A 25,785-nucleotide genomic window follows, 5' to 3' on the forward strand; every position below is an offset into this window, starting at 1 on the left:
CGAAGCCGATGTCCGAAATACGGGTGCCAACGGTAATGGACCTCGACCTCCTGCCCAACATGGGCAGAATGACCCCGAGATGGCGCTCAACCGCAAGAACGCCCTCTTTGCAGGCTCCGACGGTGGCGCCCAGCACTGGGCCGTCATCGCGTCACTGATCGAAACCTGCAAACTCAGCGGTGTCGAGCCGCTCGGCTATCTTGCTGATGTCCTCACCAGGATCGTCAACGGCCATCCCAACAGCCAGATCGATGATCTGCTGCCATGGGCCTACATCCGGGTTCCTGAGCTCGAGGCCGTGGCCTGAGAACAGCGCTTACAGACAAACTCTGACCGGCGTCATTCGATGCAGACGCGCGGAACCGGCCCGATTTTGCGGCGTAGAGCCAGAGGCGGCGAGGCGGCCGCCCAGGTCCCAGGCCGGTTGGCTCCAAATCGCGCTAGGTCGTGTAGATCAGGTTTGTACACACCACTTAGCTATACGCGGGGGGCGATAATGCCATCGAAGAACAAATGGCGCAGGTATTGGGTATCGTTCCGTCGGAGCACCCAATCTCGCCCGCAACGCGGTTCGCAGCCATCTCGACCGATTGGTGGACTCCTGACTGCGGGATCTAAGGAGCTTTTCCTAGCCTATAGCTAAATGGAAAGACGCCCATCCCCTCGATTGAGCCAACCCAGACCCAACCTACTGGACTCCAGAGCGAAAAGAGCGCGTGCGGCTCGTGCGACTTGTGGGGAAAAGGAAATGGCGCCTCGGCATGACTGACTCCGACTGCCTGAGCGCCGGCTTTCAGTGCGCGCAAGGGGAGCGTTCCGGTGGCCAATGCTGCTGTTGGAACGGAGCAGGTGGGTTGTTCTAGCAACACGGTTGAGTGTCCGGGTGCCAACAATGAACAAATGCGCAGGAACACTCGATCCGCGCCTTCTGCAGGCCTGCCTACAACCTGTGCAAGTGCACAGGTAGCGAAGGTGCGCGCATTCAAGCACGTTTGAGCGTCGGCGCAATTTCCATGCCGACCACCAACGGAGATATCTGCGATGACCAGCAACATGCGGCTAATGAAAGCGAGCGAGATTCCCGCCTTCGTCGACAAGGTGATCGAGGCTGGCTGCGATATCTGTGCGATCGGTCACTTAGGCTATTCACTGGGCGATGTTGACGGGAAGGTACCCTGGCGCAAGGTAAAAAGAATCGTGGAAGAGTTTGGCGATCGTGATCACCTGCTACCGGAGATCGTTGCCTATCTTCGCTCGATAGGTCGGTACATAGAACTCACGTCGTCGACAAACGACGGCCGGAGACCGCACAAAACAGGCACTCGAAATTGGAACGCATAAAGGACGGGTCGGATACGATTGTCGAATCCGGCTCCTTCACCGACATGACGAGCTCGACTTCCGGACGGGTATTGACGCCAATGAGCTGTGGATTCCCAACAGGGCAATAACCTGGTCTTCTCGTACTGGGCACCACGGACAAGGGTCGGTCAGCCCCCCAGTGGCATTGCGATGTGCTGTCGTTTCTGACTCTGGCACCATAGTTCAACCCGATAACCGCAGTTTACTGAGAGAATCCACAACTTCGTAGCTGCGGCAGGAGAGAACCAAGCAACAGCTAGAAAACCGCCGCCGAGTTCCATAATATATCTTATGCAACTTGAAGTTGTAACAGCTAAGTTACAATGTCCTGATCTGGCAAAATAGGAATGTCGCTCCTGCTTGTGCCTTGCCACTCTCTCGCCTCGAGAGCGGGGAGATTGTATCTTGGGACTGAAATCGCATTGAGGTCTTGTCGGGGGTTATAGAGCGGCGGATGACGCGCGTTGCCGCCGCAAGCGTGGCTCGCGCGAGCAAGCGTAGGTCATCTCGTCAAAATCGAAGTGGAGGTCGATACGCTGACCCAGTTGGAGGAGGCACTTGGCTTCGCCCCCGAGGCTGTCCTGCTCGACAACATGCTCGATGAGTTGCGCCACGCGGTGGCGATGGTTGCCGGGCGGGCGATCACCGAAGCATCGGGCCCGATTACGCTCGATATGGCTGCGCAGATTGCTGCGACGGGCGTCGATCTGATCTCCATCGGCTGGCTGACCCATAGCGCGCCGATCCTGGATATCGCACTTGATTATCGGGACTCATAATCGACTGATGGACGGCACCGGGCGGATAAGTTTTCCGGTCACCGTCAAGCGGCCAGCAGAGAAGCCGTAAAGGCCAGAAACCAGGGAACAGGATGGAAATGGACGCAACGATTTCGACGAAGACGATGCCGCCGGGTCAAGCACATGACTTGGCGCGAAATTCGCAAGAAAGGCTTTCGTGGCCAGATCGGCGTCGTCTCTGAATGGGCGCGGCGCAGACGCCTTGCTGAAAGGACCGATCAAAGCGCCCTTGCCCGCACGCCTTCGGCACGAAGCATCGCCAGGCTCATGACGCTGGCGCGTAACGACCTGTCCAAATCGGACGCTGTACTGATCGCGGCAATCGACCTCGTCACGCGCGAACGCTGATCGACGACTTTCAGCAGATGATCCGATCAAAAGTGGTCGCAAAACTGGACACTTGGCTGGACGGCGCGAAGGCAAGCCTCGTCGGCTCCTTTGCAAACGGGGTCGAAAAGGACATCGCCGCAGTCCGCAACGCCATTATCTCTCCGTGGTCGAATGGCCAGACCGAAGGCCAGATCACCAAGCTCAAACTCATCAAGCGGCAAATGTACGGCCGCCAAGATTGATCTGCTCCAGGCGCGCCTCGTCGGTGCAACTTAGGCTGTGGCCGCAGCGAGAGTGAAGCCGAACGAGGACCCCGTTTAAGGGGTGATTTTCGTCCAAACGGTTCGAATGGGCGGTCGTCCGCCAGCAACTTCTCCTTGCTAAGTAATCCGGCATCCTCGAAGGCCTCGCGCCAGTTCGAGGCGCATTCATATCCCCCTCCGCAGCAGCACGCGCAAGCATCGTCACAAGCCCCGAGCCGCTTCGCGTTCGGCGCTGTACAATTTCCGACAATGTCGGATACGCAACGTAGCAGAGTCAGATCTACCAGACTGCGTATAAATGGTTTTCTCATTTGGCACGGTACATGCACGATCATCCGCAAACATTGACCGACCAAAGAAGACGTCGCATGATCACCTCACCAAAACATACCGCCGCCGCGGAACAAATCACTTCGCCCCGAACCTTGCTTATCGTCCATCCCGTCACCACAACCGGAGCCATCCGCTTCGTCTTCGACGGCGGCACCGCGCAGGACTCTGCTGGCAAGGAGGGACTGGCCAATTTGATGACCGGCCTGTTCGACGAGGGCGCCGGCGATCTCGACAGCGATGCCTTCCAGGTGACGGTTGACCATGCCGGGGCCGAGATGAGCTTCGACGCGCAGCGCGACGGCATTTATGGCTAGATGCGCATGCTGTCCGAACGGAAGGACGCCGCCTTCGATCTGCTCAGGCTCGCGGCTAACAGCCCCCGCTTCGACCAGGAGCCGGTCGACCGTATCCGCGCCAACATTCTCGCCAGCATCATCGCCAATGAGCGCGACCCCCACGCGATCGCCGAGCTTGCATGGCGGCGCAGAATCTACGGCACGCATCCTTATTCGAGGCCGGCCGAGGGGCACCAAGGAGAGACTCGCCGGCATAACGCCGGCCGATCTAGGCACCCTCCACAAGGCCGCTTTCGCCCGTGACGGGCTGCACGTCGCGGTCGTCGGCGACATTGATGCCAAAGGCCTGAGTGAAAGGCTCCACGAGGTGGTCGGCGATTTGCCTCAGAAGCAGGCGATCGCCCCGGTGGCCGATGTCGCCCCGAGCTCGGCCGGCGTAATTGGTCGCCTACGACCCGCCGCAGACTTCGCTGCAGCTGGTTTTTCCCGGCATCGGACGCAGCGACCCGGAATTCTAAGCCGCACAGCTGATAAGCAAAATACTCAGAGGCTTGCCATTTACCTCGCGTCTGTTCCAGGAAGTGCGCGAAAAGCGCGGCCTTGCTTACGGTATCCATTCCAGCCTGAAAGACCACCAGCATTCCAATGCGCTTGTCGTGACCACGGCGACGCGCGCCGACAGGGCGGCCGAGACGCTCGGGCTGATACGCCACGTGATCAGGGAGTTGGCGGAAACAGGGCCGACAGAGGCCGAGCTAAAAGCGAGCAAGAAATATCTGATCGGCACCTATGCTACCAACAATCTGGATTCCTCCAGTTCGATTGCAGCCACGCTTGTCGGGTCTTGGCATCGGCTACACCAGTGCCGCGCCGCCCTCATCGATCGACCAAGTCGAGGCAGCGGCGAAGAAGCTGCTTTCGGCCGAACCCGCCATTATGGTGGTCGGCCCGCACGTGGACGCCAAAGGATGGGCCCGGGCTCCAATTTCGCCATTCTTCTCCCCTTGTGAGGCTTTTACTGGGAGAGATCGAGCCCAAAGGGAGATTCCGATGTCTGAAGCGAGTCAGGAAAAGTTGGACGCATTCTTGGGGAAAATGGTCGGCGATCTCGGTGCGATCGCTACGGGCGCGGGAGTCTTGCTGGGCGACAGACTCGGCCTGTTCAAGGCATTGCGCGAAGGCGGCAAGATGACGGCCGCCGAACTTTCGACACGCACCGGTACCCAGGAGCGCCTTGTAAGGGAATGGCTTTCCGGGCAGGCGGCGGCGGGCTACGTCGACTACGATGAAGCCAACGACCAGTTCTATCTCAACGCCGAGCAGGAGCTGGTGTTCGCCGATGAAAATAGCCCGGCCTTCATGGCTGGCGCATTCGAGTTCCTATCCGCGCTGTGGCTCGATGAAGAAAAGGTGAGGCAAGCGTTCCAGTCCGGCAAGGGGGTTGCATGGCACGATCATAGCGCGTGTCTGTTTCGCGGCACGGAGCGGTTCTTCCGTCCAGGCTATAATGCCAATCTGATCGACTCCTGGCTGCCGGCCCTGGAGGGCGTAGTCGAGAAGCTCGAACGCGGCGTGGAGGTCGCGGATGTCGGATGCGGTCATGGCGCATCGACGGTGCTCATGGCACGTGCTTTCCCCAATTCGCGCTTCGTCGGCTTCGATTATCACGCCCCTTCGATCGAGCGCGCCCGCAAGGCCGCCGAGGAAGCCGGCGTCGGCGCCAACACGCGCTTCGAGGTCGCGGCCGCCAAGACCTATCCCGGCACCTATGACCTCGTCGCTTTTTTCGATTGCCTTCACGACATGGGCGACCCGGCGGGCGCCGCCACCCATGTCCACGGGTCGCTCAAGCCGGATGGCACGTGGATGATCGTCGAGCCGTTCGCGCATAATCATCTAGCGGCGAACCTCAATCCCGTCGGACGCGTTTACTATGCCGCTTCCACGTTCGTGTGCACGCCCGCATCCCTGTCGCAGGAAGTCGGGCTCGGGCTTGGCGCCCAGGCCGGCGAGGCGAGGCTACGCAAGGTGGTGACCGGCGGCGGCTTCAAGCGATTCCGTCGCGCCACGGAGACGCCGTTCAACATGGTGCTGGAGGCCCGTCCCTAGCGCGGCCGTCGCTAGAAATTGCAGCTCATCGCTTTATGGTGAAGATCTCGTCAAAATCCGAACTCACAGTTACCGACAAATTTTCAGAGGCGTCACTCCCCCTGACATCAGATTGGAGTTGTTAGAAGCCAACAGTAGTTGAAGGCACACGCAGCCAAGCTCGTCGCCTAGACTAGTTCGGTGCTCTCAGAGAAGCCAACCGTACTCCGCTCAAACGCGCAGTCTCTCCACCTGAACTTGGGCGACTTCGGCGGCGTCGGCGACAAACGCGAAAAGCGCCAGGAGCGGCACTGCGACCAATGGCGCTTTCATAAACCTCGAAGGCGCTTTCAATCCTGGCGATGCGTTCCGTCAGTGTCATCTGAATAGACTGATGCTAATCACAGCTTCACGCAGCCTTGCGACGCAACGCCGTTTGGTGTCCCAACCATTGGTGAATTTCGGCGGCGATGCGCTCGGTATGTGCGGTGACTTCGGGAATTCCCATCAATTCGCCGACGCTGCCGCGCGCCAACGGTCCGCTGACGAAGATATTGTCGGTCGGGCGCCCGGATGCACCGACTGCACGGCCTTGGCTGTCGGTCTCCAAGCCGAGACCAATCGAGTCAAGCCGGACCAAGCCCAACTGTCCGAGCGCGGCAATCGCCGTGTTGGTCCTGAAGAGATCGGCATGTGCCGGACCTGTCGTCACGATCACTCTATCGAAAGCCTCGACAACGAAGCTGCGTTCGCCACGCAGCCGCTGGGCAATGCGAATGCGCCCGTCGACCACCTCGGCGTCGGCAATCGATGCCGCGCGATAGGCAAGCTTGCCCTCGGCGACGCGTCGATCGAGCACGTCCGCAACTTGCGGCGCGAGGCGGAAGCGATGCACGTCCCAGAGCGCACGAAGATTGCGCGCCACACGTCGCTGCTCGGCCAGCGGCAAGGCCTGCCAGATGGTTTGTCCCTGACGTCGGACGGCATCGAGCACCGGATGCCAGTCTTCGCCCCGACGCTTGGCATCACGGATCGTTACCCGAATGCGCCTGAATAGTGCCGTTGCGCTGCGTGAAGGAAGGGTCGTGAAATCACCAATTGGATCGGCCAGCATCGCGGCTTGGCTGCGCGAGCGATAGCCGTGGCGTGACAGCGCGACGATGTGGCCACGATGCCCCTTGCGGTCGAGCGTTGCAATCACGTCCGCCGACGTCAGTCCGGTGCCAACGACCAGGACACGGTCGTCGCGGCCGATCGCTTCCAGCCTCTCGAGATCATAGGGATTGGCCACCAGCCCGGCTGTGCCAGCCACGGACTTCAGGGGCATCGGCAAGGCCGGCGGCGGATGCGTCGTCGCAATCACCACGGCGTCGGCAGCGAGCGTCCCGCCATCAGCGAGGATCAGACGGTAGCCCTCGCCGGTGCGCTCGACCGATGCGACGGCGGACCTGACATGGCGGATCGTTTTGCTGAGCAGAAAGGGCTGGAGATGGGATTCGACATAGCCGCCGAAAACACGGCGCTGCGGGTAGATCGCGCCGTTGGCGGCAATAGCCTCGACATCCCCCACAATAGCGCTGCTCTGCTGCAGCCAGTCGGCGAAGTGGCTATCCTGGCCGGAGATCAGCGTCATCCTCGAGGCCGGCACATTGATGCGGTGTGAAGGATCGGTCGTCGAATAGGCCAGACCATAGCCGAGCCTTTCGCGCGGCTCGACGACCACGATATCGGATGCACTGGCCGGCAGCAGCCGCGCCAGATGAAACGCAGTCGCCGCACCTGAAAAGCCGCCGCCGACAATCGCTATGATCGGTTCGCTGGCGCTCAAGACTGGCTCGCGCGCAGCGACGACGGGCGATGGTCGCCGGCCACCGTTTCGCCGAAGGGGCCCATGTTAACCGCCGTCGGCCGCGTCGAGATTTCGTGATCGAGCGGCAACAGCGGCAGCACCAGTTCGCCGAAGCGATAGGCTTCCTCCAGATGCGGATAGCCGGACAGGATGAAGGTATCGATGCCGATGCGCCGGTATTCGTCGATGCGCTCCGCCACCGTCGCCGCATCGCCGACCAGAGCGGTGCCGGCGCCGCCGCGCACCAGGCCGACACCGGCCCACAGATTCGGACTGATTTCGAGTTTGTCGCGACGGCCGCCATGCAGCCGGCTCATGCGCGACTGGCCGACGGAATCCATGCGCGCGAAAACCTTCTGCGCCTCGGCGATCGTCTTGTCGTCCAGGCGGCTGATCAGGCGGTCGGCATCGGCCCAGGCTTCGTCATTGGTTTCGCGAACGATAACATGCAGCCTGATGCCGAAACTCACCTGGCGTCCGGCCTTCTCGGCAAGGCCGCGCACATGGTCGACCTTGGCGGCGACGTCAGCCGGCGGTTCGCCCCAGGTGAGGTATTTGTCGATCTGCTCGGCGGCGACCGCATTGGCCGCCTCCGACGAGCCACCGAAATACAGCGGCGGATGCGGGGTCTGCACAGGCGGGAACAGCAGCCTTCCGTCCTCGATGCGGAAGTGCTTGCCTTCGAAGGCAATGGTCTCGCCGCTGAGCACGGCCTTGTAGATATCGAGAAACTCCCGCGTCACCTCATAGCGCTCGTCATGGCTGAGGAAGATGCCGTCGCCCTTGTTCTCGACCGGGTCACCGCCGGTGACCACGTTGATAAGCAGGCGCCCGCCGGAAATGCGGTCGAGCGTCGAGGTCATCCGCGCGGCAAGCGTCGGCGATTGCAGGCCCGGCCGCACCGCAACGAGGAAGCGGAGCCGCTGCGTCAACGGCGCCAGCGCCGACGCCACGACCCAGCTGTCCTCGCAGCTTCGGCCGGTCGGCAGCAGCGCGCCGTAATAGCCGATGGCGTCGGCGGCCTTGGCGACCTGGGTCAGATAGGGCAGGTCGACCGCCCTGCCCCCCTCGGAGGTGCCGAGATAGCGGCTGTCGCCATGGGTCGGGAGAAACCACAGGACCTTGATCCTGTCGGGGATGGCAGTGCTCATGAACAGTCCTTTGTGACTTTACGGCGTTCTCGCTCAGCTCCAGGCGTGGAGCGGCGGATTGACGTCGTTCAGGTAATAGTTGCCGAGGATCGCGTATTTCCAGCGCACCGGATCGTGCAGCGTGTGGGTTCGGGCGTTGCGCCAGTGCCGGTCGAGATTGTGCTCGGCCAGTGTGGATCGCGTGCCGGCGAGTTCGAACAGTTTGTTGGTGGCGTTGATGGCGATCTCGGTGGTGAGGATCTTGGATTCGGCAACCGCGATCTGCGCTTCCGCGACGGTCTTATCGTTCGGATCGGCCACGGCGCGGTCGACCGCCAGCCCTGCCTTGTCCAGAACGGCCTGCGCCGCATTGGCCCGCAGGCGAAGGTCACCGACGGCCTGGATAGTGTAGGGATCCTGCCAGGCATGATCGACGCCGCTGTCGATCCACGCGCGCGACTTGGTGCGCACGAAGCTGACGGTTTCGTCGATCGCCGCGTTGGCGATGCCGAGATCGACAGCAGCCTGGATGATCTGGAAGATGGCGCCGTCGGCCGTCGCCCGGTCATAGCCCTTGTAGCCGGGGACGAGATGCGTCTTCGGCACTTTCACATTGTCGAGCAGGACTGTGCCGGACAGCGTCGTCTTCTGGCCGAAGCTCGACCAGTCGTCGATGACCGTCAGTCCGGGCGCGCCGCGATCGGCGATGGCATACCAGGCCCGGCCCTCGTCATCGAGCGCCACGATCGGCACCAGATGGGCGAGCAGCGCGCCGCTTGAATAGAATTTCTGGCCATTGACCACGACGTGGTCGCCAGCGTCGACGAATTTGGTCTCAAAATCGGCCGCCCGCTTGGAGCCGAATTCCGAGAACGCGTTGCCGAACCGCGTGCCGGACAGAACTTCGGCGAAGAGCAACTGCTTCTGGGCCTCGTCAGAGACGGTGCGGATGGCGGCGACGACGCCGAGATGGTTCTGCGGAATCTGGCCGAGCGACGGATCGGCCGCCGAGATGATGGTGATCACCTTCGACAGCGTCACATAGGAGAGTTCCGGTCCGCCATAGGCCTTCGGCACGTTGATCGACCACAGGCCGCTCTGCGAAAACGCATCGAGCTCTTCCTTCGGCCAGATGCGCTCGCGGTCCCGCCTGGAGGCGTCCTTGGCGAAGTCTGCGGCCAGTTTTTCCGCCACAGCGATCGCCTCGGCATCGGTCTTGATGACATGCGCTCTGGCCGACGGACGCTCGACCGGAGGGACGGCGCTGCGAGTATCGGACGGCTGCTTCGATTGGATGGTCATGCTGCGGTCTCCTGGGGAAAATGTTGCGATGGAAGCGGCGTGCCGCCGAGATAGTAGGTCTTGATGTCGTCGCGCTGGCGCAGGTCGGCGGCCGACCCTTCCAGCACGCTCTTTCCGTTTTCGAGCACGGTGGCGCGGTCGGCATATTTCAGCGCCACTGCCGAATTCTGCTCGGCGACAAGGATCGAAAGATCTTCGTCCCGATTGAGCCGCTTCAAGGCGTTGAAGATCTCCTCGACAATCAGCGGCGCCAGCCCCATCGAAGGCTCGTCCAACACGAAGAGTTTCGGCCGCGACATCAGACCGCGGCCGATCGCCGTCATCTGCTGCTCGCCGCCGGAGGTGAGGCCGGACCGGGTTCGCCGCTTCTCGGTGAGCCTGGGGAAAAGCGCATAGACGCGGTCGAGGTTGGCCTTGACGCCGGTGCGGGAGGACGAACGCCCGAGCGCGCCGGTCAGAAGGTTCTCCTCGACCGTCAGCGAGCGGAAGCAGTGTCGGCCCTCGAGGACCTGGACCAGACCCTTGCGGACGAGGTGAGAGGGGCTTGCCCTGGAGACATCCTCGCCGTCGAAAGTGATCCGGCCAGCGGTAACAGTGCCGCGCTCGGCCGGGAGGAGATTGGATACGGCGCGTAGCAGCGTCGTCTTGCCGGCACCGTTGGAGCCGAGCAGTGCGACGATCTCGCCTTTGCCGACCGACAGGTCGACGCCGTGCAGGGCGGCAATGGCGCCGTTATAGACGGCTTCGACGCGACTGACCGACAGGATCGGGCTTTCCGGGCTGGACATTGTTGACTCCGCTGGGAGGATGGATGGCGCGGCCGGCCAGATTGTCGGCCGCGCCATGCCGAACTCAGTTGCTGACCACCGCTTCGGCATCCTCGGCCGTGCGGATCTTGATGCCCTTTTCCTTGGCATAGGCCTCGGACGACTTCTCGATGATCGGGCGCAGCAGCTTCCAGTCGGGCGCGATCCAGTCGGAGACGACGTTCCACTTCTTGCCGTCCCACTGCTGGAAGGTCACGTAGCCGTCACCTTCGTGATTGTCCCAGGAGACGTTGATCGAGTGGAACAGGTCCTTGGCGCCCAGCGCCTCGACGCGTGCCGGATCGAGCTTGAGATGCTCGAAGCCCCAGCGGACTTCGTCGCCGGTGAGCGTGCGGTTGCCGAACTTGGTCTGCGCGATGCGTACCGCCTCGACATTGAGGATGCCGTTGACGATGCCGAGATTGTGGTAGACCGAGCCGATACGGCTCTTTTCCTCGAGATTGCCTTTGCCGGCTCCGTAGACCGTTTTGACGATCTCCTGGACCACCGGATACTGCTCGCCTGACGCCTGGGTGGTGATGGCCGTATAGCCCTTGGCGGCATCGCCCGCGGGGATCACATCCTCTTCCGAATTCGACCAGACATTGCCGACGATGTGATCGGCCGGGAAGCCGGTCTTCTGCGCGGTCTTGAGCGCAACCGGGTTCATCACGCCCCAGCCGCGCAGCACCACATAGTCCGGATGCTCGCGACGGATCGTCAGCCACTGCGCCTGCTGCTCGTTGCCTGGATGCGGAACCTCGATCTGCGACAGCTCGAAGCCGTATTTCTGCGACAGCAGCTCATAGATCGGAATCGTCTCCTTGCCATAGGGCGAGCCGTGATAGAGCACGACGATCTTCTTGCCCTTGAGCTTGTCGAGGCCACCTTCCTTGGAGGCGATATAGTTCACGATGCCCGAGGTCTCGCTGTAGGGATTGAGCAGCAGCGGGAAGACGTAAGGGAACACGCGTCCGTCCGTGGTGTCGGTGCGGCCGTGGTTGATGGTGATCAGCGGCACCTTGTCATCGGTGATGCGGTCGATCATGGCATAGGCGATGCCGACCGAAAGCGGGTTCCAGGCGGCGATGCCGGGATTGCTCTTCAATCGTTCATAGACCTCGACGCCCTTCTCGACCTCATACTGCGTCTCGCCCTCGCTCCAGGTCAGCTTGACGCCGTTGACGCCGCCGTCGCGGATGTTGATCAGGTTGAGATAGTCGATGAAGCCGCCGAAGAAGCCGGTGCCGCCGGCGGCATAAGGGCCGACGCGGTAGCTCTGCAGGGGAAAATACTGCTCGTCGGCGTGGACCGCCGTCGCGCCGAGGACGAAGGCCGTGGCGATCGCCGCTTTCTTGAGGTGACTGAAGAAGGTCATGGATTGCGTCTCCTGAGGTTTGTGGTCCGTGAGAGGATGTCGAGCGGCGCTCAGCTGGACCTTGAGCCGATCCGTCGTTTCAGGCGGTCGAAGAGGGCCGACAGCCCGTTCGGTTCCGCGATGAGGAAGATGATGATGAGCGCGCCGAGCACGATGCGCTGGCTCATGTCGAGAACACCCGAATCGAACAGTCCGCCAAACAGGAAGGCGCCAAGCCGCGACAGGATGAGCGGAAAGATGACGATGAACGCCGCTCCCAGAAAGGCGCCGCGTATCGAGGCCAGCCCGCCGATGATGATGATGAACAGGATCTGGAACGAGCGGTCGAGATTGAAGCCGGCCGGCTCGACCGTGCGCAGATAGGTGAAGGCCCACAGCACCCCGGCGACGCCGATGATGAAGGACGAGATGGCGAACGCGAGCAGCTTGGTCTTCAGCACAGGGACGCCGATCACCCGCGCGGCGGTCTCGTTGTCGCGCACGGCGATGAAATTGCGGCCGGTCGCGCTGTTGACCAGGCGCCAGACGAGCGCCGTGAGCACGATGACCGTGGTCACCGAGAGCAGGTAGCGGCCCGTCGCCCTGTCGAGCGAGAAGCCCGCAACGGCAAGGTGCGGCGCCGAGATCACCCCGGAAGGGTTGTCGTTGGAGAACCAGCCGAACTTGGTCAGCGCCCACTGCACGAAGAACTGGGCGGCGAGCGTCGAGACGGCGAGATAGAAGCCGCGCAGGCGCAGGCTCGGCAATCCGAACACGACGCCGATGCCGGCGGCCGAAATCCCGGCCAGGATCATGGTTGCAGCCAGCGGCAGTCCTTCGACCCGAAGGTTGAAATTGTAGGCGGCGAAAGCGCCGACCGCCATGAAGGCGGAGGAGCCCAGCGAAAGCTGGCCGCAATAGCCGGTCAAAAGGTTGAGGCCGACCGCCGCCAGGCTGAGCGCCAGGAACGGCAGCAGGATCGCCTCGACGAGATAGCTCGACGCATAGGCGGGGATCAGGCCATAGGCCACGGCAATCAGGGCGGCCGGCAGAGCTAACTTCTGCCAGTCGATGGGACGCCTTGCGGCATCGAGCGCTTGCACGGCCATCGGTCAGACCCTTTCGACAGTCTTCTGGCCAAACAGGCCGGAGGGGCGCACCAGCAGGACGACCAGCGCCAGCGCATAGGCGAACCAGCCTTCGATGCCGCCACCGACAAAGGGTCCGAGGTAGACCTCGGCGAGCTTCTCGCTGGCGCCGATGATGAGGCCGCCGACGATGGCGCCGAGGATGGAATCGAAGCCGCCAAGCACCAGTACCGGCAGCGCCTTCAGCACGATCAGCGACAGCGAGAACTGGACGCCGAGGCGCGCGCCCCACAAAAGTCCCGCGACCAGTGCCACGAACCCCGCGGCCGTCCACACCGTCCCCCAGATCCGGGGCAGCCGCAGCCCGACGGCGAGTGCCGCGAACTGGTCGTCTGCGACGGCGCGAAACGCCAGGCCGATGCGGGTCCAATAGAAGAATGCGCTCAAGCCGGCGACCATCGCCGCGGCAATGCCTGCAGCAAGAAGATCGAACGACGATATCAGGATACCGCCGACCTCGAACGGCGTGTCGTCGATGCCGAGGTCGAGCCCGTGCACCTGCGTGCCCCACACCAACTGGGCAGCGCCTTCAATGATGTAAGACAGGCCAAGCGTGGCCATGAACAGCGTCATCGGCGAGCGATTGACCAGCGGCCTCAGCACAGTTCGCTCGATGGTGAAGCCCAGCGCAACCATGACCGCGAGGGTAATGAGCAGCGAAAGCGCAAACGGGATGCCGCGTTCGACAAGGCTGACAAAGGTGAGTGCGGCGAACAGCACCATCGACCCTTGCGCGAAGTTCAGCACGCCCGACGTCTTGTAGATCAGCACGAAACCGATGGCGACGAGCGAATACATGACACCTGAGAGCAAGCCACCGACCAGCACCTCGATGACGAAGAGGAAATCATAGTAGCTCATCAGATGCCCTCGCCATCTTCGCCTTCGGCGGTGCCGATATAGGCCCGGATCACCGCCGGATTGGCCCTGACCTCGGCCGGTGTCCCGTCGGCGATCTTGCGGCCGTAGTCGAGCACGGCGACGCGGTCGGAGAGTCCCATGACCACGCCGATGTCGTGTTCGATGAGGATGATGGTGACGTCGTGCCGGTCGCGCGCTGCGCGCACGAAACCGGCCATCTCGGCCTTCTCGGTCGCCGTCATGCCGGCCATCGGCTCGTCGAGCAGCAGGATCTTCGGCTCGGCGACGAGGGCGCGCGCCAGTTCGACCCGCTTCTGCAGGCCGTAGGGCAGCGTTGCGACCAGGCGATCGGCGACGGCCTCGAGATGCAGGAAGGCGATTGTCTGGTCGACCTTTTCAGCGATCGCGGCATCTTCGCGCCGGGCGCGCGGCAGACCGGCAATATGTTCGACGAAGCTGGCGCGCCGGGTGTGGACGCGGCCCGACGCGATGTTGTCGCGCACTGAAAGCCCACCGAACAGTGCCAAGTTCTGGAAGGTGCGCGCGACGCCGAGCCGTGCCAGACGGCTTGCCGACACCCGGGAAAAGGACTGGCCATCGATCGCGATCTTGCCCTGATCGGCGTGATAGAGGCCGCTGATGATATTGATCAGCGAGGATTTGCCGGCGCCATTGGGACCGATCACAGCGCGAATCTCGCGGCTTTTGACCTCGAGGTCGACATCCCGCAGTGCCGTGACGCCACCAAAGGAAATGCTGATCCCGCCCAGCGCCAGGATCGCATCAGCCTTTGCCGACAGGCGCGCCGGGCGCGTGTCCTCGACGGGACCAGCACCAGCAAGAATGCCGGAAATTTCGGGCGCGCGCTCGTATGCGGCGGCTCCCAGCGAAGCACCAATCATGAAACGTCCCTGATTTTGAAGGCGTGCGGGCGGCGGCCTAGAGGCCGCGCGTGTCCTATTCCGCGGCGACGAGCTCCCTGTCGCGCGCCGCTTCCAGTTCGCGCACCAGAGGGATGACGCGCTTGCCGAAGAACTCCACCTCTTCCTGGAAATGCAGGAAGCCGAGCAGTATCAGATCCGCGCCGGCATCCTTCAGCTTGAGGATGCGTTCGGCAATCTGTTCCGGCGTGCCGATGAGATTGCTGCGGAAGCCGTCATTGTATTGGACAAGATCCTCGAACGAGGATTTCGCCCAGTTACCCTCGCCTTCCGGCGACGCCTTGCCGGCATTCTTGACCTGATCGGCGAAACCCTGCACCGCCTCCGGATTGGCCTTGGCGATGATCTCGTCGAGCACGGTGCGCGCTTCTGCCTCGGTTTCGCGAGCGATGGCAAAGGCGTTGACGCCGATCTTGACCTTGTGGCCATTGGCCTTCGCCTTGGTCTTGATGTCGTCAACCTGCTTCTTGATCTCTTCCGGCGTGTTGCCGTTGGTGAAATACCAGTCGGAAACCCGCGCAGCCATGTCGCGCGCCGCGCGTGATGAGCCGCCCTGGAAGATCTCCGGCTGCGGATCGATCGGCTTCGGCTTCATCGAGTAGTTGGTAAAGCGATAGAAGTCGCCCTTCAGAGTGAAATTGTCCTCGGTCCAGATGCCGCGCAGCGCACGGATGAATTCCTCCGAACGGCGATAGCGCTCGTCATGGTCGAGCCACAGCTCGCCGATGGCGGTGAACTCACCGCGGAACCAGCCGCTCACGACATTGACGGCGACACGGCCATTGGTCAGGTGGTTGATGGTGGCTATCTGCTTGGCCGCCAGCGCTGGATTCCATGGGCCGGGCAGGATCGCCGCGATGACTTTCAGCGTTGTGGTCGCCGCAAGCAAGGCATGGCTGAACGATACCGATTCGTGCTGGTTGTCGGCGCCATAGCCGGCCGTGAAGCGTATTTGGCTCAGCGCGTAGTCGAAGCCGTTGGCCTCGGCGATCTGGGCGAGCTTGCGGTTATAGTCGATGTCCCAGCCGGTCCGCTGCTCGATGTTGGAGATGACCAGGCCGCCCGAGACGTTCGGGACCCAGTAGGCGAATTTCACGTTGTCGGAATTCGAGGTCATTTCGTTCGTTTCCCCTTTTGATTGGCTTCAACCGACGCGCGTGGCGACGGCAGTGTTTGCATCACTGGAATTAAGCAAGGAAATCGCTTCGGTAGCGGCCCGTGAGATGCGCTCGATAATCGCCGCGCCGACGATCTTGGCATCGACGAAATCGTCGGGCGCGCCGTAGACGCCGGTCGGGACCGTGACGGCCCCGAAAAAACCGAACAATGGCCGGAGCTGATGTTCGAGAACCAGGCCATGGTATGGACTTCCGCCGGTTGCCGCGAGAAGCACGGTCTTGCCCGTCAGTGCACGATGATCGACGAGGTCGAACAGGTGCTTGAGAGCGCCGGTGTAGGACGCCCGATAGACCGGCGTTCCGACCACGAGCAGGTCGGCCTTCTCGACACGCTGGATGATCGCTTCGCCAGACGCGCCGAGCGCACGACGAGACAGCCCGGCGAAAAGCGAAGGCGCCGCCTCGGTGATTTCGATCAGGCCGGTGTCTGCCGGGACGCGCAAGGCGACTGCCTTGACCAGCGCGTTGACCACCGCGGTAGTGCGCGATGGTGTGCTTACGCCGCCGGATATTCCGAGAACCGATAGCCTTCCCAACTCGTCAATCTCCCGGACCCCGCATGCGCATCGGGTCATTTCCAAACCGGGGCAGACGATATTCGACAAAATCTATAGAGATAAGGAATTATCTTCCGATTTTCCCGGACCGGTGAGAAAATCGGCGTGCTGACGCGTCATTAGCATTAGCTATAACATCCGATTGACGGCAAACCGCGAGGGCAGACCGGCCAGGCTTGATCGTGGCGATCGGCGCTCCGTTGCCCGGTGCGGCCCGCGCCGCAGATTGTCACCACCGGCACGTCGCGCTTTTGGTCGTTGATCGGCGTCGCCGCCGTGATAGCTGCCGTTGAATCGGGCCCCGAACTGCCGCTCGGCGCCGAAACGCCCGCTCACATCGAGATGCCCGCCGCCCTGGGGGCTCGACCGTGTCAGATCGACCTCGGCCCGCGCGCTGGGGATGATATTGGTCGTACCCCCCGAGACTGCTGTTCGGCGCGATGCCATAAAGGAGCGCCACCGGTCCTTTGAGAACCTCGATCGCTCGATATAATCGGTGAACAAGCGATAGGTCGGCGCGACCCCGAACACACCATCGAACGCGACCTCGCCAAAATTTCCTTCATTGATCGGAAAGCCGCGAATGTAGAAGGAATCCAATATCCCGCCGGTTGAATGGGTGCTCCGTACCAAGGATCATTGATCATCACGTCGTCCACCCTGCGTGCGCCCTGATCCTCGATCGTTTGCGCCGTGTAGCTGCCTAGGTTGAACGGCGTATCCATGATGTCGCGATTGCCGAGCAGGCCCAGGCGCCCGCCTCGCGCGACTTGTCCGCCCGGATACGCTTCCGGCAGATTGTCGATCGTTGCGGTCAGGGGCAGGCCGCCCAGCCCCACCACCACGATGCGCTCGAGCACCGTGCCATGGAATGTTCGTTTCATTGTTGACAGGTTAGTCATGCAAGACCTCCTGACCATCCTCACCCAGCTCTCGTCAGGCAAGGCAAAACGTTCTTGGTCCTTGGCGTGAGGGGACTTGGATGAGGAAATCTGTTGGGCTGTTCGCTGCGCTGGCCGTGATGGGTCAGGACGCCGCTGCGCAGGAGTCGACGGCTGATCGTCTGATGAAACTAGACCGGGAAGACGGTTATGCCGGACTTTTCTGAAACGCCGGTGGCTGGCGCCCGAGGTCAGAACATATCGGTTTTCGCTCGCCTTCCCTCTCGGCTCACTCACTTGTGCGGCATACAATAGACGCCCTCGGATTCCATGAGTACCGCGCCGCCCTTCAACTCGCTCATTGCGCCGACCCAGGCTTCCGAATAAGTGCGGCTGGCATCCACGGCCGTCAGCCAAAGAACGCGATTGTCAGCCAGTTCGACTTTAACTTCCTGCTGCAAAGGGCTTGCCTGCACGGTCTGTTGATAGTGCCGTTTGATCCTGACATTGCTGGCCGGGAACTCAGCTTCGTTGCTGCCATAGTTCAGCACAAACCTAGTATGGTCCTCGGCCACTGTGCAACTGCCGTCACGCTCACACACGATTTTGGCGGCGGTCTTGCAGTCCCATTTCAGTGAAGCGGGCCACATCGGATTGTCCGCGCTCGATCGCGGCTTCTCGCTCTGGCTAGCCACCGCCAAGCCTGCCCATGGGCCCATTATCGCAGTCGACAGGAGCAGCGCCTTCAACACTTATTACCCTTCCCTGATCCAGTACCGTATTGCTGTCTCGAAGCTATCGCTGGCGTCGGGGTGAATGAACCGGACAGACACGCCTTGTGATCCTCATGGCGACTCATCCTGCGTGATCGCCTGGCTTATGGCATGTTGAGATTGAACCAGCTTTTCTGGCGCATGCCGTTCGCGTCGTCATATTCGATGAACCAGGGCTTTCCGCGCACCGGCCGAGAGATGGTGTAGTAGGTGGGGCCATTACCAAGGGAATGCCCTCTATCGTTGCCCGTGATCTGGATTTTTGCCGTCACCAACCTACCGTTGATTTCGATCTGGGCCTGTCGAGATCCGTTGTCATGGTCTTGGCCGAGACGACTATTCGTGAAAGTGACGGGCAGCGTGAGCCTGCCGGAGCTGATACGACAGATGTTCCGTTCTTGCATCATTCCTGGCCGATCGGAGTCGTAGCTGCCAGCTGCTTGCCAGCCAGCTGGACAATCCTCATACTTCTCGAATCTCGCGGCGCTGGAGTTGGCTTGTGGACAGGTCGGCCAGTTAAAACCCGGCGCTTTCATCGCCGCAATCAACTTGTAGGTTGGCGGGTGGCAAGAAGGAGTGCCCTGCCAGTCACCGGACAGGCAGAGGAGGACCTGACAGCCCCATTCCGATGCCTGTGATTGGGATGGAAGAGCCGCGGCGCCCGCGACGGCGGCGGCACCCACCAAGAGATATTTCAGTACGATCATAGCCTTTTCCTCGCTGCGGTTTCTGATACTTTACTATGGATCATCCGCGCGAAAAAGGACAGATCGAGAAGGCAGGTTGTGCGACTACATCGATTTATGAAACGAGACGACGCGGGCCTGGTCAACAACCCGTTGCGCGCCAACATTGCTCTGGCGCTCGAGCGGGAGAGAGCCAGACGTGGCCTATCCCACATGCACATGGCCGAGCTGTTTCGGACCGCCGAGGGCGAAAAACTGGCGTATCGAACCTACATCCAGACCGTGCGACAGAAAAACAATGTCACCCTGACCACGTTGCAAATCATGGCAAGCGGCTTGCATGTGTCAGTTGCAGACCTGCTCGCGGGCGGAAAAAAACTTACCCAATGGGCGCATCAGTTGGACGAAAATGCGATCCGCAAGCGTCTGGCGCACATCATCGACATTGAGCGAAAACGACGCACTTTGCTCCGCTATGAGATGGCCGAGCTCATCGGCGTGGCGGAGGCGACATTCATGAAATTGGAACGCGCAAGCGGCAATATCAGCGTCGACACGATTGCCGCGATCGCCAAGGCGTTGAAACTTGATCCAGCGACCTTCCTCTTTTCCGATAAGGTCCCGCCGTCAGCTGATCCACCTGTTTCTGACGCACCCGGAGGCGTAGGTTCTCATTTCAGAGTGCCGTGAACTTCCAGCGTCATCATCCGTCTAAGCTGCGCTAGACAGAATGCCTGGCAGGTTTTCGCCGTAATAGCGCATACCGGTGCAATTCAGGTGAAAATGGAGCAGAGCTGACAATTAGGCGCGCCACGTGTGTACCTTTTTTCGCCCGCGCCTGAGGAACGACTGCCATGACGTGGCGGCAGTCGAATGCACCGGAATCCTGATCTCTACGGTTGTGCCGGCACCGGGAGCGCTGTTGATGATGAGCCTTCCTTTCAGCGTCGAGACCATCTGGGAACATGCGGTCAGTCCAAGGCCAGTATGATTTCCAGCTCGCGTTGAAAAGAAAGGTGTAGTTGCCTTCACAACGATTGCAGGCGACATGCCTGCGCCGTTGTCCGCCACATCTAGTACGAGGTAATTGCGCAGGAGGAAGGGACGTCGCTTGACTGTCGCGGAGATGAGAATTGGGGCGTCTCTGGTGCCGGATAGAGCGGCAAGAGCGTTTTCTATCAGCTCATTAACGACCAACCGTAACGGCGTCGCCGGAACAGGTTGCAGACGTGCTTTAGGATCGACCAAAACTTGCACCAAACTGCTGCGATCGTGCGCGAGATCCTCGAGGAGTGGGCCGAGCGCCACGGTGCTGGAATCCTGTGGCGCATAGGCGATCTGAAGGACACTGTTGGTGATCGATTCCAGTTCAGTAGCAGCACTGCGCGCAGCCTCAAGCATTTCGCCGCTCGGTTGCTTGTCTGGTTGTGCGTGCTCAAGGAACAGCCTCAAGGCTGTAACCCGCGATCGGGTCATATGCGCAAAGAGCGAAGCGAACGAGCGCATATGCTGGTCACGGCGATTGGCCAAAGCATAGCGCTGATGGATAACGAGATAAAAGGTGGCACCCAGGCCAAGTGCGATGGCAAAGGTGAACCAGTTGCGCGAGGCCGCAATGTCGATGCTGGCGGTCTGCTGCAAGGTGGCACTGTGATCAACGGTAGAGCTGGAAATCTCGTAAATTGACTGTTCCAGCTTGGCCATGTCGGCAATGGCTTGGGTGTAGTTTGTACGCGCTGACACAAGAGGGGCAATTTTCTGTTCGAGGGTTAGGCCAATTCGGCCCAGGAGTTCGGCATCGTGGTCGGGAAAAAAGCGGTTCAGATAGGGCAGGTTTTCCAACTGCGCGACGTTGACGTTCACCAACGCCATTTGTCGATCGATGTCCGCATCAAGCTTGCCCGTCTCGTCGGCAATGCGAAGATAGCCATAGACTCGTATAAGGCGCTCGCGAATCTGTGCCGCGCGCCACTGAATCTCGAAAGTCTGATTGAGGATGGCATCCGTCTCCTGACGGTAGCGGTTCGATTGCATGAATGTCCACGCACTCAGCCCAAGCGCTGCAGCCATACCGAGATACGGCAGAACAGTGAGCAAACGGCCGTTTAAGAACTTCATTGCGTGGCGCGCAGGATGACTGGGAAAAACACCCAGATCGAGTTTCTTGCGGGAACATATGAAGCAGGCAATTGGTCGAAGGGCCAAACAATGAAGATGGGGCCTTTCTCTACCATGCTGATCGGGCGGAAATCCTGGCCCGGCGGGCAATGCGAGCCGGCCTTGTCACTCTCGTTGCAACGACGTTCGATCGCCAGGATCGGATTATAAGACCGGATTTCGTCCATATGAATGTCGGAAACGAAGTTGTCATAGGCGACAACTTTGACCTCCTGCACGGCGGTGACTCCGGCCTTGGCAAGCACATTTGCAAGCAGCGGCCCACGATATTCGATTTTCTCGTTGTCGCTCGTCCAAGGCGTACGCGTGTCATAGGTCTGTTGTGGAAAGTCTGCCCGCAGCTGCTTTACTGAAAAAACGGCGACAGTCTTGCCGCTGGCGTCTTGAACCGACACTTCGTTGGGATCGAGCGGAATTTCCTCGGCGGCGCTGGCGAGCGGAAGGGCCACGGCAAATATAACGGCGAGAGCATTACGCAACATCTTCCACATCCTCGTATTCGCGGGGTCCATCGTTCTTGGCGAAGAGCACGCAAGGTCCTCGGGAGCCCCGCGGATCGTAGGCAAATCCCTTTTCTGCCAGTGCAAGCGTGATGTTTCGGATGCCGTCAAGGCCATAGAGATGGTCGTGCAGCTCAAGAAAGATGCGCTCGACCCCGGGCAGCTCGGCATCCTGCAGAAGTTCTTTCTCAGCACCTTCAATGTCCATGACGAGGGCGTTTATTCGATGATCGGTGATGAAACGATCGACGTCGGCCGAGACGATCGAAAGTTCGCGCTCGTAGGGTCCTTGGTCTTTGTCCGTGGAAGACATCCAAAGGTCGCGGCGAACGTAGAAGGTGAAGGACCGCGGCGGGCCGGCTGTGAGGATACCCTGGGAATATGTGACATTGTCGAGATCGTTCGCCGCTATCACGCGTTTCGCTAGCTCCGCCGTTGCGGGATTTGCTTCAAAAGCCCATACCTGAACGCCGGGGATTTTCGCGATCAGTGCGGTGATGATGCCGATACCCGACCCTAGCTCCAGTACGCGATCGCGCGCCTTGACCGCCCTGAAGATCCACTTCGCCTCCTTAGCCTCATAGCTCTGGCTTTGAAGCGCTCGCCAGATAACCGGCGAAACATCCTGTGGTGCGACAGGAACCTTGATTCCATGGACGATCATGGGCGCCATTGGCTCACAGCCCCCGCGGGAGCCGATGGCCTTGCCGCATGAGCTTGGCGCGAGCCTGCTTGTAGTATTTCTCGGCCGAGCCGGGCTCAATGGCAAGGCGATCGGCCATGAGAGAAAAGATCTCCGTGCGTTTCACGCCGGGTGCACGGTGCGCCATCATGTCGATGGCCTCCTGCTCGCGCGGTGTAAGGGCTGAAAATCGGTAATCGGGTTTGGTCATGACAACCCGCGAAAGGCGCAAGGAGAACCCCTTGGTGGAAATATCGTCCAGCACGTCGCTGAACACGCCGGGCGCAAGACCGGTCTTGCCGAGATAAGCGGCAGCGCCAATTTGCCGAAAGCCATCTGCCTCGCAACGGTTATCGGAACCGGTGATGACAATATGAATTGCACTGGGTGAAGCCTCGATGATCTTGTCAACGACTGCGACGCGATCCCCCTGTGAGGTGGGATCAAAGCCAGGCAAGCCAGGATCGATGACGACCAGATCAAAATAATTGTTTTGAAGCTCGGCAGTGGCGATCGTCAGCGTCTCAGCACCCAGGACGACGCATTTTTCGAAGCTCGCTTGCACTTCGTTCATCAGTGCCAGACGCATTAGTGTCTGGTCTTCGACCACCAGGGCACGAAACATCGGAAGCCAGTTCCTCTACGCAGGCGCCCCCCGCCCCTATCTCGCAGAATTCGTCGCTTCAAAAAAGGGATGGTGTCGCCCCTTTTTCCTCATTTCGAGAGGTACCAGTATGTAACCGAAGAACGCCAGGGCGATGACGATGCCTCTTCAACAGGTCTGCAGCGATGGAAAGATGGCAGCGGCTGAAGGCGTCGCGAAACTGATTGCGGAACATCGTCAAAGCGTCGCCACGCTTGAACTTATCGGCAAGCGATGGATGGGGGCCGAAGGGCCGGACGCGATCGTGCTGGGTGAGAGACTGGACGCGGCCATGGCGGAGGAGGCCGCTGTGCGAAGGCGTGCTGCCACTGCTCCAGTAGCCACTATCGCGGAAATGAAAATGAAGGCTGCTTACTTCCAACGGCTGACGGCTCATGGCTGGTGCGAGATTGATGTCGACGATTGGCGCGCGTTGCTCGGTTCCTTCACGAAACTGCAGCCCTAAGAAAAGATCGTCGAAATCCATGAGACCACGGTATTCCAGGCCGCATAGAGTCCTGCCGGCACCAATATGATCGCGATGAATGCAGCGGCTCCACCAATAGCACCGTCACCGCGTCCTTCGACGGGATAATAATATCTGTGCGCTTCATCGTCATGCTTCATTGTTGTCTCTTCGATACTTGGCTCAGCAGCAGTTGCACAGGATGCTCAAACGTCGTGCCCCACAAACCTGCACGTCTCATCTTAGCGTTGATTTCCGCGACGAGGTAGTTCTCATTGACGGCTTTGCCCTTTGCTGTCGTTGCGGCAAACGCGTATCCGGTCGCTATCAGGGCGGTGCCGACGTCGATTGTTTCGCCATTGAGCTGCGCACCGCATACGACAAAAACCGCCTTGTCGAAGGCGTAGCCGATTGGCTGGCATGTAACCGCCGCGCTATCGAACAGCGCAGCAAGGTGCGCCAGCGAGGTATTTCCGCAATCGATTTTGTTCCCATTTGGCTCTTCGGCTGATGTACCTCGAAGGCATGACTGGACGCCATAGAGGCGGAAAAGGTGATCTCCGTCACGCCAGGTATCTCCGGTCAGCAGTTGAGCCGATTTCGACACCGCGAAGGGCGTTGGCACGGCAGACTCGGATGCATCCTGGGCCTGTGCCGATGCCCACAAACCAAATGCGGCCAGTATTGCGAAGCTCGCGCGCTTCATTCCTGGAACTGTCCACCGAGGTCGGCGGAATGCTCGAGATCGGGGCGCAGCGACTTGCCGTCCTTGTTACGTCCGATCGCCGCCATGTCGAAAAAAACCATTTCGTCATCGTCGTAGGCGACGTTGTACGGGTCGTTTGCGTTGCCCGCACCCACGAGCGAGAAGCACGACACAGCGTCGGGTTCACCCTTCCTGCTTTGCAGCACAAGTGTTTTGCAAAGCACGACAGACGCACGATCGTTGTAGATTACCTCTTCATAGTCCTGCGCGGCCTTCGTGCAGTCCCATTGCTGCGTCTTGTACGCAATCTTCGGTTTGGGGCAGGCCGCAAGGCCGCGCAGCCGGTACGTCACGCCGTTGATGACGCGCTCGGTCGCCGACGGCACCTTGACCGGCGAGATGAGGGTCGCCGCATCGCGCTGAAAGAGCGCGCCTTTTGCATCGTAGCGTTCATAGACGAACACCTTCTCGCCCGGCTTCGCAAACTGGAGCAGGTAGTGCTCCGAGGGTTGCGCGAAGGCGCTCGGGGCGTCGGCGCCGGCAGCATAAGCCACGGTGCCCTGGAGCAGCAAGACCGCACAAAGGGCAGTCTGTTTCATCGAAATCCGTCCTTGCGATTACATACAGTGTTGACACTTTACTAGGGCTGCGTGTAGCCATAGTAAAGTGTTAAATTTTGGCGACACTATGAACGCTCGATTCGCTCTCCTGCTCACCCTGTGTGGCGCCACGATGCCGTTCAATGCGCACGGCCAGGACCTGGCATCAGACCGCGTAGCAATCGCCTTTGCAACACCGGCGCAAGCCCTTTCCGCGGTCGGGGCGCAAAGGCCGGGGGAGTGCAAGACCGTAAATCGTGCCGAGGTCTCCCAACTTGTGCGTTCAATCGCGCAAGAGGAAGGGTTCGACGCCGATCTGGCTGAGGCAATTGCATGGGCCGAAAGCGATCTCGGCGCCAGCCAGGGTCCCTCGAAGGCCGGAGCCCTGGGGATCATGCAGCTGATGCCGGGCACGGCGGCCGATCTCGGCGTAAGCGACCGTTGCGATACCGAGGCAAATGTCCGGGCTGGCCTCCGCTATCTGAAGTCACTCTATGACGAGTTCCAAGATCCGCTGCTGATGCTGGCGGCTTACAACGCCGGGCCCAACAGCGTCTACAAGGCGCAGGGCATTCCGGTGAATCCGGAGACGGCGGAATACATCGCGAAAATACTGAACCGCTGGAAGTTCGGCGTTGTCGTGAAGAAGTCCGCCCTGACCAAATCCGAAATGCTCGCGGCCGCTCCGCCAGCAAGCGAGGACGCTTGGCAGGATGGTCATGTCATGGATTTCGGCAACTGAAAGGAGCCAAGGGTGGAATACAGAAAAGCGGGCAAATTTGCCCTGAAACTGGCCTTGGCCTCAGCGGTCGGAATAGCTCTCGCGCCAGCCACTGCGTACGCCCAGTCGGCGGCGCCAGTCGAAAATGTGCTGGAGTGGTTCGTCGGAGTTCTGCAGGGCAACATAGCGCGCTCATTCGCCATCATTGCCGTCTGTTTTCTCGGCTTCCTCGCCATGACGGGCCGGCTGGCGTGGATGATGGCTTTCTCCATCATCATCGGCATCGCTTTGATCTTCGGCGCCGCCCAGCTTGTGGATGCGGTTCGCGCGACCGCCGGAGGCAGCTGAG

Annotated in this window: 31 protein-coding genes and 2 pseudogenes; 13 read left to right on the forward strand and 20 right to left on the reverse strand. The window is 60.7% G+C overall.

Features of this window, described 5'->3' with window-relative positions:
- The 8 genes and pseudogenes from NKI58_RS19900 to NKI58_RS19940 all read left to right on the forward strand — a co-directional run.
- Positions 1 to 307, forward strand: a 307-nt coding sequence (locus tag NKI58_RS19900; protein WP_352853614.1) for a transposase domain-containing protein, incomplete at its 5' end; no start/stop codon positions are given.
- A gap of 734 nt (positions 308 to 1,041) precedes the next feature.
- Positions 1,042 to 1,341 carry a Y4lK-related protein gene (locus tag NKI58_RS19905; RefSeq protein ID WP_023722911.1) on the forward strand — a complete coding sequence of 100 codons (300 nt, stop codon included), beginning with the start codon at positions 1,042 to 1,044 and terminating at the stop codon, positions 1,339 to 1,341.
- A 506-nt stretch (positions 1,342 to 1,847) separates the two neighbouring features.
- Positions 1,848 to 2,141: pseudogene (locus tag NKI58_RS19910) on the forward strand (nicotinate-nucleotide diphosphorylase); the annotation flags it as partial.
- Positions 2,142 to 2,291: 150 nt separating this feature from the next.
- Positions 2,292 to 2,768 (forward strand): annotated as a pseudogene (locus NKI58_RS35575) (transposase); the annotation flags it as partial.
- A gap of 355 nt (positions 2,769 to 3,123) precedes the next feature.
- Positions 3,124 to 3,402: a hypothetical protein gene (locus NKI58_RS19925; protein ID WP_352496371.1), complete on the forward strand. Its 279-nt coding sequence runs from the start codon at positions 3,124 to 3,126 to the stop codon at positions 3,400 to 3,402.
- Positions 3,403 to 3,687, forward strand: coding sequence for a hypothetical protein (locus NKI58_RS19930; protein WP_352594219.1), 285 nt, complete (start codon positions 3,403 to 3,405; stop codon positions 3,685 to 3,687).
- A gap of 278 nt (positions 3,688 to 3,965) precedes the next feature.
- Complete coding sequence (locus NKI58_RS19935) at positions 3,966 to 4,394, forward strand: insulinase family protein (RefSeq protein ID WP_352452599.1); 429 nt, start codon at positions 3,966 to 3,968, stop codon at positions 4,392 to 4,394.
- A gap of 40 nt (positions 4,395 to 4,434) precedes the next feature.
- Positions 4,435 to 5,493, forward strand: coding sequence for a class I SAM-dependent methyltransferase (locus NKI58_RS19940; protein WP_352684528.1), 1,059 nt, complete (start codon positions 4,435 to 4,437; stop codon positions 5,491 to 5,493).
- A gap of 388 nt (positions 5,494 to 5,881) precedes the next feature.
- Here NKI58_RS19940 and NKI58_RS19945 read toward each other — a convergent pair whose 3' ends face one another.
- The 11 genes from NKI58_RS19945 to NKI58_RS35580 form a co-directional block, all read right to left on the reverse strand.
- Positions 5,882 to 7,300 (reverse strand): FAD/NAD(P)-binding protein, encoded by a 1,419-nt coding sequence (locus NKI58_RS19945; RefSeq protein ID WP_352853617.1) that lies wholly within the window; start codon positions 7,298 to 7,300, stop codon positions 5,882 to 5,884.
- The gene (gene ssuD, locus NKI58_RS19950; RefSeq protein ID WP_023722900.1) at positions 7,297 to 8,472 is read right to left on the reverse strand and encodes an FMNH2-dependent alkanesulfonate monooxygenase; all 1,176 of its coding nucleotides are present in this window, start codon (positions 8,470 to 8,472) and stop codon (positions 7,297 to 7,299) included. Before ssuD ends, NKI58_RS19945 begins: the two co-directional genes overlap by 4 nt.
- A 33-nt stretch (positions 8,473 to 8,505) precedes the next feature.
- A complete protein-coding gene (locus NKI58_RS19955; protein WP_352457045.1) occupies positions 8,506 to 9,753 on the reverse strand; it encodes an SfnB family sulfur acquisition oxidoreductase in 1,248 nt (415 codons plus the stop codon).
- The gene (locus tag NKI58_RS19960; RefSeq protein ID WP_352853618.1) at positions 9,750 to 10,541 is read right to left on the reverse strand and encodes an ABC transporter ATP-binding protein; all 792 of its coding nucleotides are present in this window, start codon (positions 10,539 to 10,541) and stop codon (positions 9,750 to 9,752) included. The genes NKI58_RS19955 and NKI58_RS19960 overlap by 4 nt, the downstream gene beginning before the upstream one ends.
- Positions 10,542 to 10,605: 64 nt before the next feature.
- Positions 10,606 to 11,937 (reverse strand): ABC transporter substrate-binding protein, encoded by a 1,332-nt coding sequence (locus NKI58_RS19965; RefSeq protein WP_023722897.1) that lies wholly within the window; start codon positions 11,935 to 11,937, stop codon positions 10,606 to 10,608.
- A gap of 50 nt (positions 11,938 to 11,987) precedes the next feature.
- Positions 11,988 to 13,025: a branched-chain amino acid ABC transporter permease gene (locus NKI58_RS19970; RefSeq protein WP_352853619.1), complete on the reverse strand. Its 1,038-nt coding sequence runs from the start codon at positions 13,023 to 13,025 to the stop codon at positions 11,988 to 11,990.
- 3 nt (positions 13,026 to 13,028) lie between these two features.
- Positions 13,029 to 13,925 carry a branched-chain amino acid ABC transporter permease gene (locus NKI58_RS19975; protein WP_023722895.1) on the reverse strand — a complete coding sequence of 299 codons (897 nt, stop codon included), beginning with the start codon at positions 13,923 to 13,925 and terminating at the stop codon, positions 13,029 to 13,031.
- Positions 13,925 to 14,827, reverse strand: coding sequence for an ABC transporter ATP-binding protein (locus tag NKI58_RS19980; protein ID WP_352531517.1), 903 nt, complete (start codon positions 14,825 to 14,827; stop codon positions 13,925 to 13,927). Before NKI58_RS19980 ends, NKI58_RS19975 begins: the two co-directional genes overlap by 1 nt.
- 55 nt (positions 14,828 to 14,882) lie before the next feature.
- Positions 14,883 to 15,983: a dimethylsulfone monooxygenase SfnG gene (sfnG, locus tag NKI58_RS19985; RefSeq protein WP_352853621.1), complete on the reverse strand. Its 1,101-nt coding sequence runs from the start codon at positions 15,981 to 15,983 to the stop codon at positions 14,883 to 14,885.
- A gap of 27 nt (positions 15,984 to 16,010) precedes the next feature.
- Entirely contained in the window at positions 16,011 to 16,580 is a 570-nt protein-coding gene (gene msuE, locus NKI58_RS19990) for an FMN reductase (protein ID WP_352853625.1), read from the reverse strand.
- A gap of 150 nt (positions 16,581 to 16,730) precedes the next feature.
- Entirely contained in the window at positions 16,731 to 17,201 is a 471-nt protein-coding gene (locus NKI58_RS35580; RefSeq protein ID WP_502898831.1) for a hypothetical protein, read from the reverse strand.
- A 382-nt stretch (positions 17,202 to 17,583) separates the two neighbouring features.
- Between NKI58_RS35580 and NKI58_RS20000 the strand changes: the two genes are divergently transcribed.
- Positions 17,584 to 17,709: a hypothetical protein gene (locus NKI58_RS20000; protein ID WP_023722890.1), complete on the forward strand. Its 126-nt coding sequence runs from the start codon at positions 17,584 to 17,586 to the stop codon at positions 17,707 to 17,709.
- 66 nt (positions 17,710 to 17,775) lie between these two features.
- Here the strand turns inward: NKI58_RS20000 and NKI58_RS20005 are convergent, their stop codons facing one another.
- On the reverse strand, positions 17,776 to 18,234 hold the full coding sequence (locus NKI58_RS20005; protein WP_031195338.1) for a hypothetical protein: 459 nt from the start codon (positions 18,232 to 18,234) through the stop codon (positions 17,776 to 17,778).
- A gap of 125 nt (positions 18,235 to 18,359) precedes the next feature.
- Complete coding sequence (locus NKI58_RS20010) at positions 18,360 to 18,962, reverse strand: hypothetical protein (RefSeq protein ID WP_352853627.1); 603 nt, start codon at positions 18,960 to 18,962, stop codon at positions 18,360 to 18,362.
- A gap of 96 nt (positions 18,963 to 19,058) precedes the next feature.
- Here NKI58_RS20010 and NKI58_RS20015 point away from each other — a divergent pair, with 96 nt between their 5' ends.
- A complete protein-coding gene (locus NKI58_RS20015) occupies positions 19,059 to 19,631 on the forward strand; it encodes a helix-turn-helix domain-containing protein (protein ID WP_352453451.1) in 573 nt (190 codons plus the stop codon).
- Between the two features lie 111 nt (positions 19,632 to 19,742).
- Here the strand turns inward: NKI58_RS20015 and NKI58_RS20020 are convergent, their stop codons facing one another.
- From NKI58_RS20020 to NKI58_RS20035, 4 genes are read right to left on the reverse strand one after another with little or no spacing between them, the layout of a single operon-like run.
- Complete coding sequence (locus NKI58_RS20020; protein ID WP_352453450.1) at positions 19,743 to 21,059, reverse strand: sensor histidine kinase; 1,317 nt, start codon at positions 21,057 to 21,059, stop codon at positions 19,743 to 19,745.
- Positions 21,056 to 21,601 (reverse strand): putative pterin-binding protein, encoded by a 546-nt coding sequence (locus NKI58_RS20025; protein ID WP_352817822.1) that lies wholly within the window; start codon positions 21,599 to 21,601, stop codon positions 21,056 to 21,058. Before NKI58_RS20025 ends, NKI58_RS20020 begins: the two co-directional genes overlap by 4 nt.
- Entirely contained in the window at positions 21,591 to 22,292 is a 702-nt protein-coding gene (locus NKI58_RS20030; RefSeq protein ID WP_352853628.1) for an FkbM family methyltransferase, read from the reverse strand. The genes NKI58_RS20025 and NKI58_RS20030 overlap by 11 nt, the downstream gene beginning before the upstream one ends.
- 4 nt (positions 22,293 to 22,296) lie before the next feature.
- On the reverse strand, positions 22,297 to 22,926 hold the full coding sequence (locus NKI58_RS20035) for a response regulator (RefSeq protein ID WP_352453447.1): 630 nt from the start codon (positions 22,924 to 22,926) through the stop codon (positions 22,297 to 22,299).
- Between the two features lie 133 nt (positions 22,927 to 23,059).
- Here NKI58_RS20035 and NKI58_RS20040 point away from each other — a divergent pair, with 133 nt between their 5' ends.
- Positions 23,060 to 23,410 carry a hypothetical protein gene (locus NKI58_RS20040; protein ID WP_352496339.1) on the forward strand — a complete coding sequence of 117 codons (351 nt, stop codon included), beginning with the start codon at positions 23,060 to 23,062 and terminating at the stop codon, positions 23,408 to 23,410.
- Here NKI58_RS20040 and NKI58_RS20045 read toward each other — a convergent pair.
- The 3 genes from NKI58_RS20045 to NKI58_RS20055 are packed head-to-tail and all read right to left on the reverse strand — an operon-like array spanning position 23,407 to position 24,715.
- A complete protein-coding gene (locus NKI58_RS20045) occupies positions 23,407 to 23,571 on the reverse strand; it encodes a hypothetical protein (protein ID WP_352453445.1) in 165 nt (54 codons plus the stop codon). The genes NKI58_RS20040 and NKI58_RS20045 overlap by 4 nt on opposite strands.
- On the reverse strand, positions 23,568 to 24,116 hold the full coding sequence (locus NKI58_RS20050; RefSeq protein ID WP_352853630.1) for a thermonuclease family protein: 549 nt from the start codon (positions 24,114 to 24,116) through the stop codon (positions 23,568 to 23,570). Before NKI58_RS20050 ends, NKI58_RS20045 begins: the two co-directional genes overlap by 4 nt.
- Positions 24,113 to 24,715 carry a hypothetical protein gene (locus NKI58_RS20055; protein WP_352853631.1) on the reverse strand — a complete coding sequence of 201 codons (603 nt, stop codon included), beginning with the start codon at positions 24,713 to 24,715 and terminating at the stop codon, positions 24,113 to 24,115. Before NKI58_RS20055 ends, NKI58_RS20050 begins: the two co-directional genes overlap by 4 nt.
- A 67-nt stretch (positions 24,716 to 24,782) precedes the next feature.
- Between NKI58_RS20055 and NKI58_RS20060 the strand changes: the two genes are divergently transcribed.
- Positions 24,783 to 25,457: a lytic transglycosylase domain-containing protein gene (locus NKI58_RS20060; RefSeq protein WP_352853632.1), complete on the forward strand. Its 675-nt coding sequence runs from the start codon at positions 24,783 to 24,785 to the stop codon at positions 25,455 to 25,457.
- Between the two features lie 12 nt (positions 25,458 to 25,469).
- Entirely contained in the window at positions 25,470 to 25,784 is a 315-nt protein-coding gene (locus NKI58_RS20065; RefSeq protein ID WP_023720448.1) for a TrbC/VirB2 family type IV secretion system protein, read from the forward strand.
- Position 25,785 lies beyond the last annotated feature (1 nt).

This window comes from Mesorhizobium sp. M0522, assembly GCF_040321085.1.
In the GTDB taxonomy this organism is placed as follows: Bacteria; Pseudomonadota; Alphaproteobacteria; order Rhizobiales; family Rhizobiaceae; genus Mesorhizobium.

What these genes read in the sequence shown, in the direction of transcription:
- NKI58_RS19975 (WP_023722895.1), bottom strand. Translation starts at nt 13,925, where the DNA reads ATGAGCTACTATGATTTCCTCTTCGTCATCGAGGTGCTGGTCGGTGGC.
- NKI58_RS19930 (WP_352594219.1), top strand. Translation starts at nt 3,403, where the DNA reads ATGCGCATGCTGTCCGAACGGAAGGACGCCGCCTTCGATCTGCTCAGG.
- NKI58_RS20030 (WP_352853628.1), bottom strand. Translation starts at nt 22,292, where the DNA reads ATGGCGCCCATGATCGTCCATGGAATCAAGGTTCCTGTCGCACCACAG.
- sfnG (WP_352853621.1), bottom strand. Translation starts at nt 15,983, where the DNA reads ATGACCTCGAATTCCGACAACGTGAAATTCGCCTACTGGGTCCCGAAC.
- ssuD (WP_023722900.1), bottom strand. Translation starts at nt 8,472, where the DNA reads ATGAGCACTGCCATCCCCGACAGGATCAAGGTCCTGTGGTTTCTCCCG.
- NKI58_RS20040 (WP_352496339.1), top strand. Translation starts at nt 23,060, where the DNA reads ATGACGATGCCTCTTCAACAGGTCTGCAGCGATGGAAAGATGGCAGCG.
- NKI58_RS19955 (WP_352457045.1), bottom strand. Translation starts at nt 9,753, where the DNA reads ATGACCATCCAATCGAAGCAGCCGTCCGATACTCGCAGCGCCGTCCCT.
- NKI58_RS20055 (WP_352853631.1), bottom strand. Translation starts at nt 24,715, where the DNA reads ATGAAACAGACTGCCCTTTGTGCGGTCTTGCTGCTCCAGGGCACCGTG.
- NKI58_RS19980 (WP_352531517.1), bottom strand. Translation starts at nt 14,827, where the DNA reads ATGATTGGTGCTTCGCTGGGAGCCGCCGCATACGAGCGCGCGCCCGAA.
- NKI58_RS19905 (WP_023722911.1), top strand. Translation starts at nt 1,042, where the DNA reads ATGACCAGCAACATGCGGCTAATGAAAGCGAGCGAGATTCCCGCCTTC.
- NKI58_RS19970 (WP_352853619.1), bottom strand. Translation starts at nt 13,025, where the DNA reads ATGGCCGTGCAAGCGCTCGATGCCGCAAGGCGTCCCATCGACTGGCAG.
- NKI58_RS20035 (WP_352453447.1), bottom strand. Translation starts at nt 22,926, where the DNA reads ATGTTTCGTGCCCTGGTGGTCGAAGACCAGACACTAATGCGTCTGGCA.
- NKI58_RS19940 (WP_352684528.1), top strand. Translation starts at nt 4,435, where the DNA reads ATGTCTGAAGCGAGTCAGGAAAAGTTGGACGCATTCTTGGGGAAAATG.
- NKI58_RS20025 (WP_352817822.1), bottom strand. Translation starts at nt 21,601, where the DNA reads ATGTTGCGTAATGCTCTCGCCGTTATATTTGCCGTGGCCCTTCCGCTC.
- NKI58_RS20045 (WP_352453445.1), bottom strand. Translation starts at nt 23,571, where the DNA reads ATGAAGCATGACGATGAAGCGCACAGATATTATTATCCCGTCGAAGGA.
- NKI58_RS20020 (WP_352453450.1), bottom strand. Translation starts at nt 21,059, where the DNA reads ATGAAGTTCTTAAACGGCCGTTTGCTCACTGTTCTGCCGTATCTCGGT.
- NKI58_RS19960 (WP_352853618.1), bottom strand. Translation starts at nt 10,541, where the DNA reads ATGTCCAGCCCGGAAAGCCCGATCCTGTCGGTCAGTCGCGTCGAAGCC.
- NKI58_RS20010 (WP_352853627.1), bottom strand. Translation starts at nt 18,962, where the DNA reads ATGATCGTACTGAAATATCTCTTGGTGGGTGCCGCCGCCGTCGCGGGC.
- NKI58_RS19925 (WP_352496371.1), top strand. Translation starts at nt 3,124, where the DNA reads ATGATCACCTCACCAAAACATACCGCCGCCGCGGAACAAATCACTTCG.
- NKI58_RS20015 (WP_352453451.1), top strand. Translation starts at nt 19,059, where the DNA reads ATGAAACGAGACGACGCGGGCCTGGTCAACAACCCGTTGCGCGCCAAC.
- NKI58_RS20000 (WP_023722890.1), top strand. Translation starts at nt 17,584, where the DNA reads ATGAGGAAATCTGTTGGGCTGTTCGCTGCGCTGGCCGTGATGGGTCAG.
- NKI58_RS20050 (WP_352853630.1), bottom strand. Translation starts at nt 24,116, where the DNA reads ATGAAGCGCGCGAGCTTCGCAATACTGGCCGCATTTGGTTTGTGGGCA.
- NKI58_RS19965 (WP_023722897.1), bottom strand. Translation starts at nt 11,937, where the DNA reads ATGACCTTCTTCAGTCACCTCAAGAAAGCGGCGATCGCCACGGCCTTC.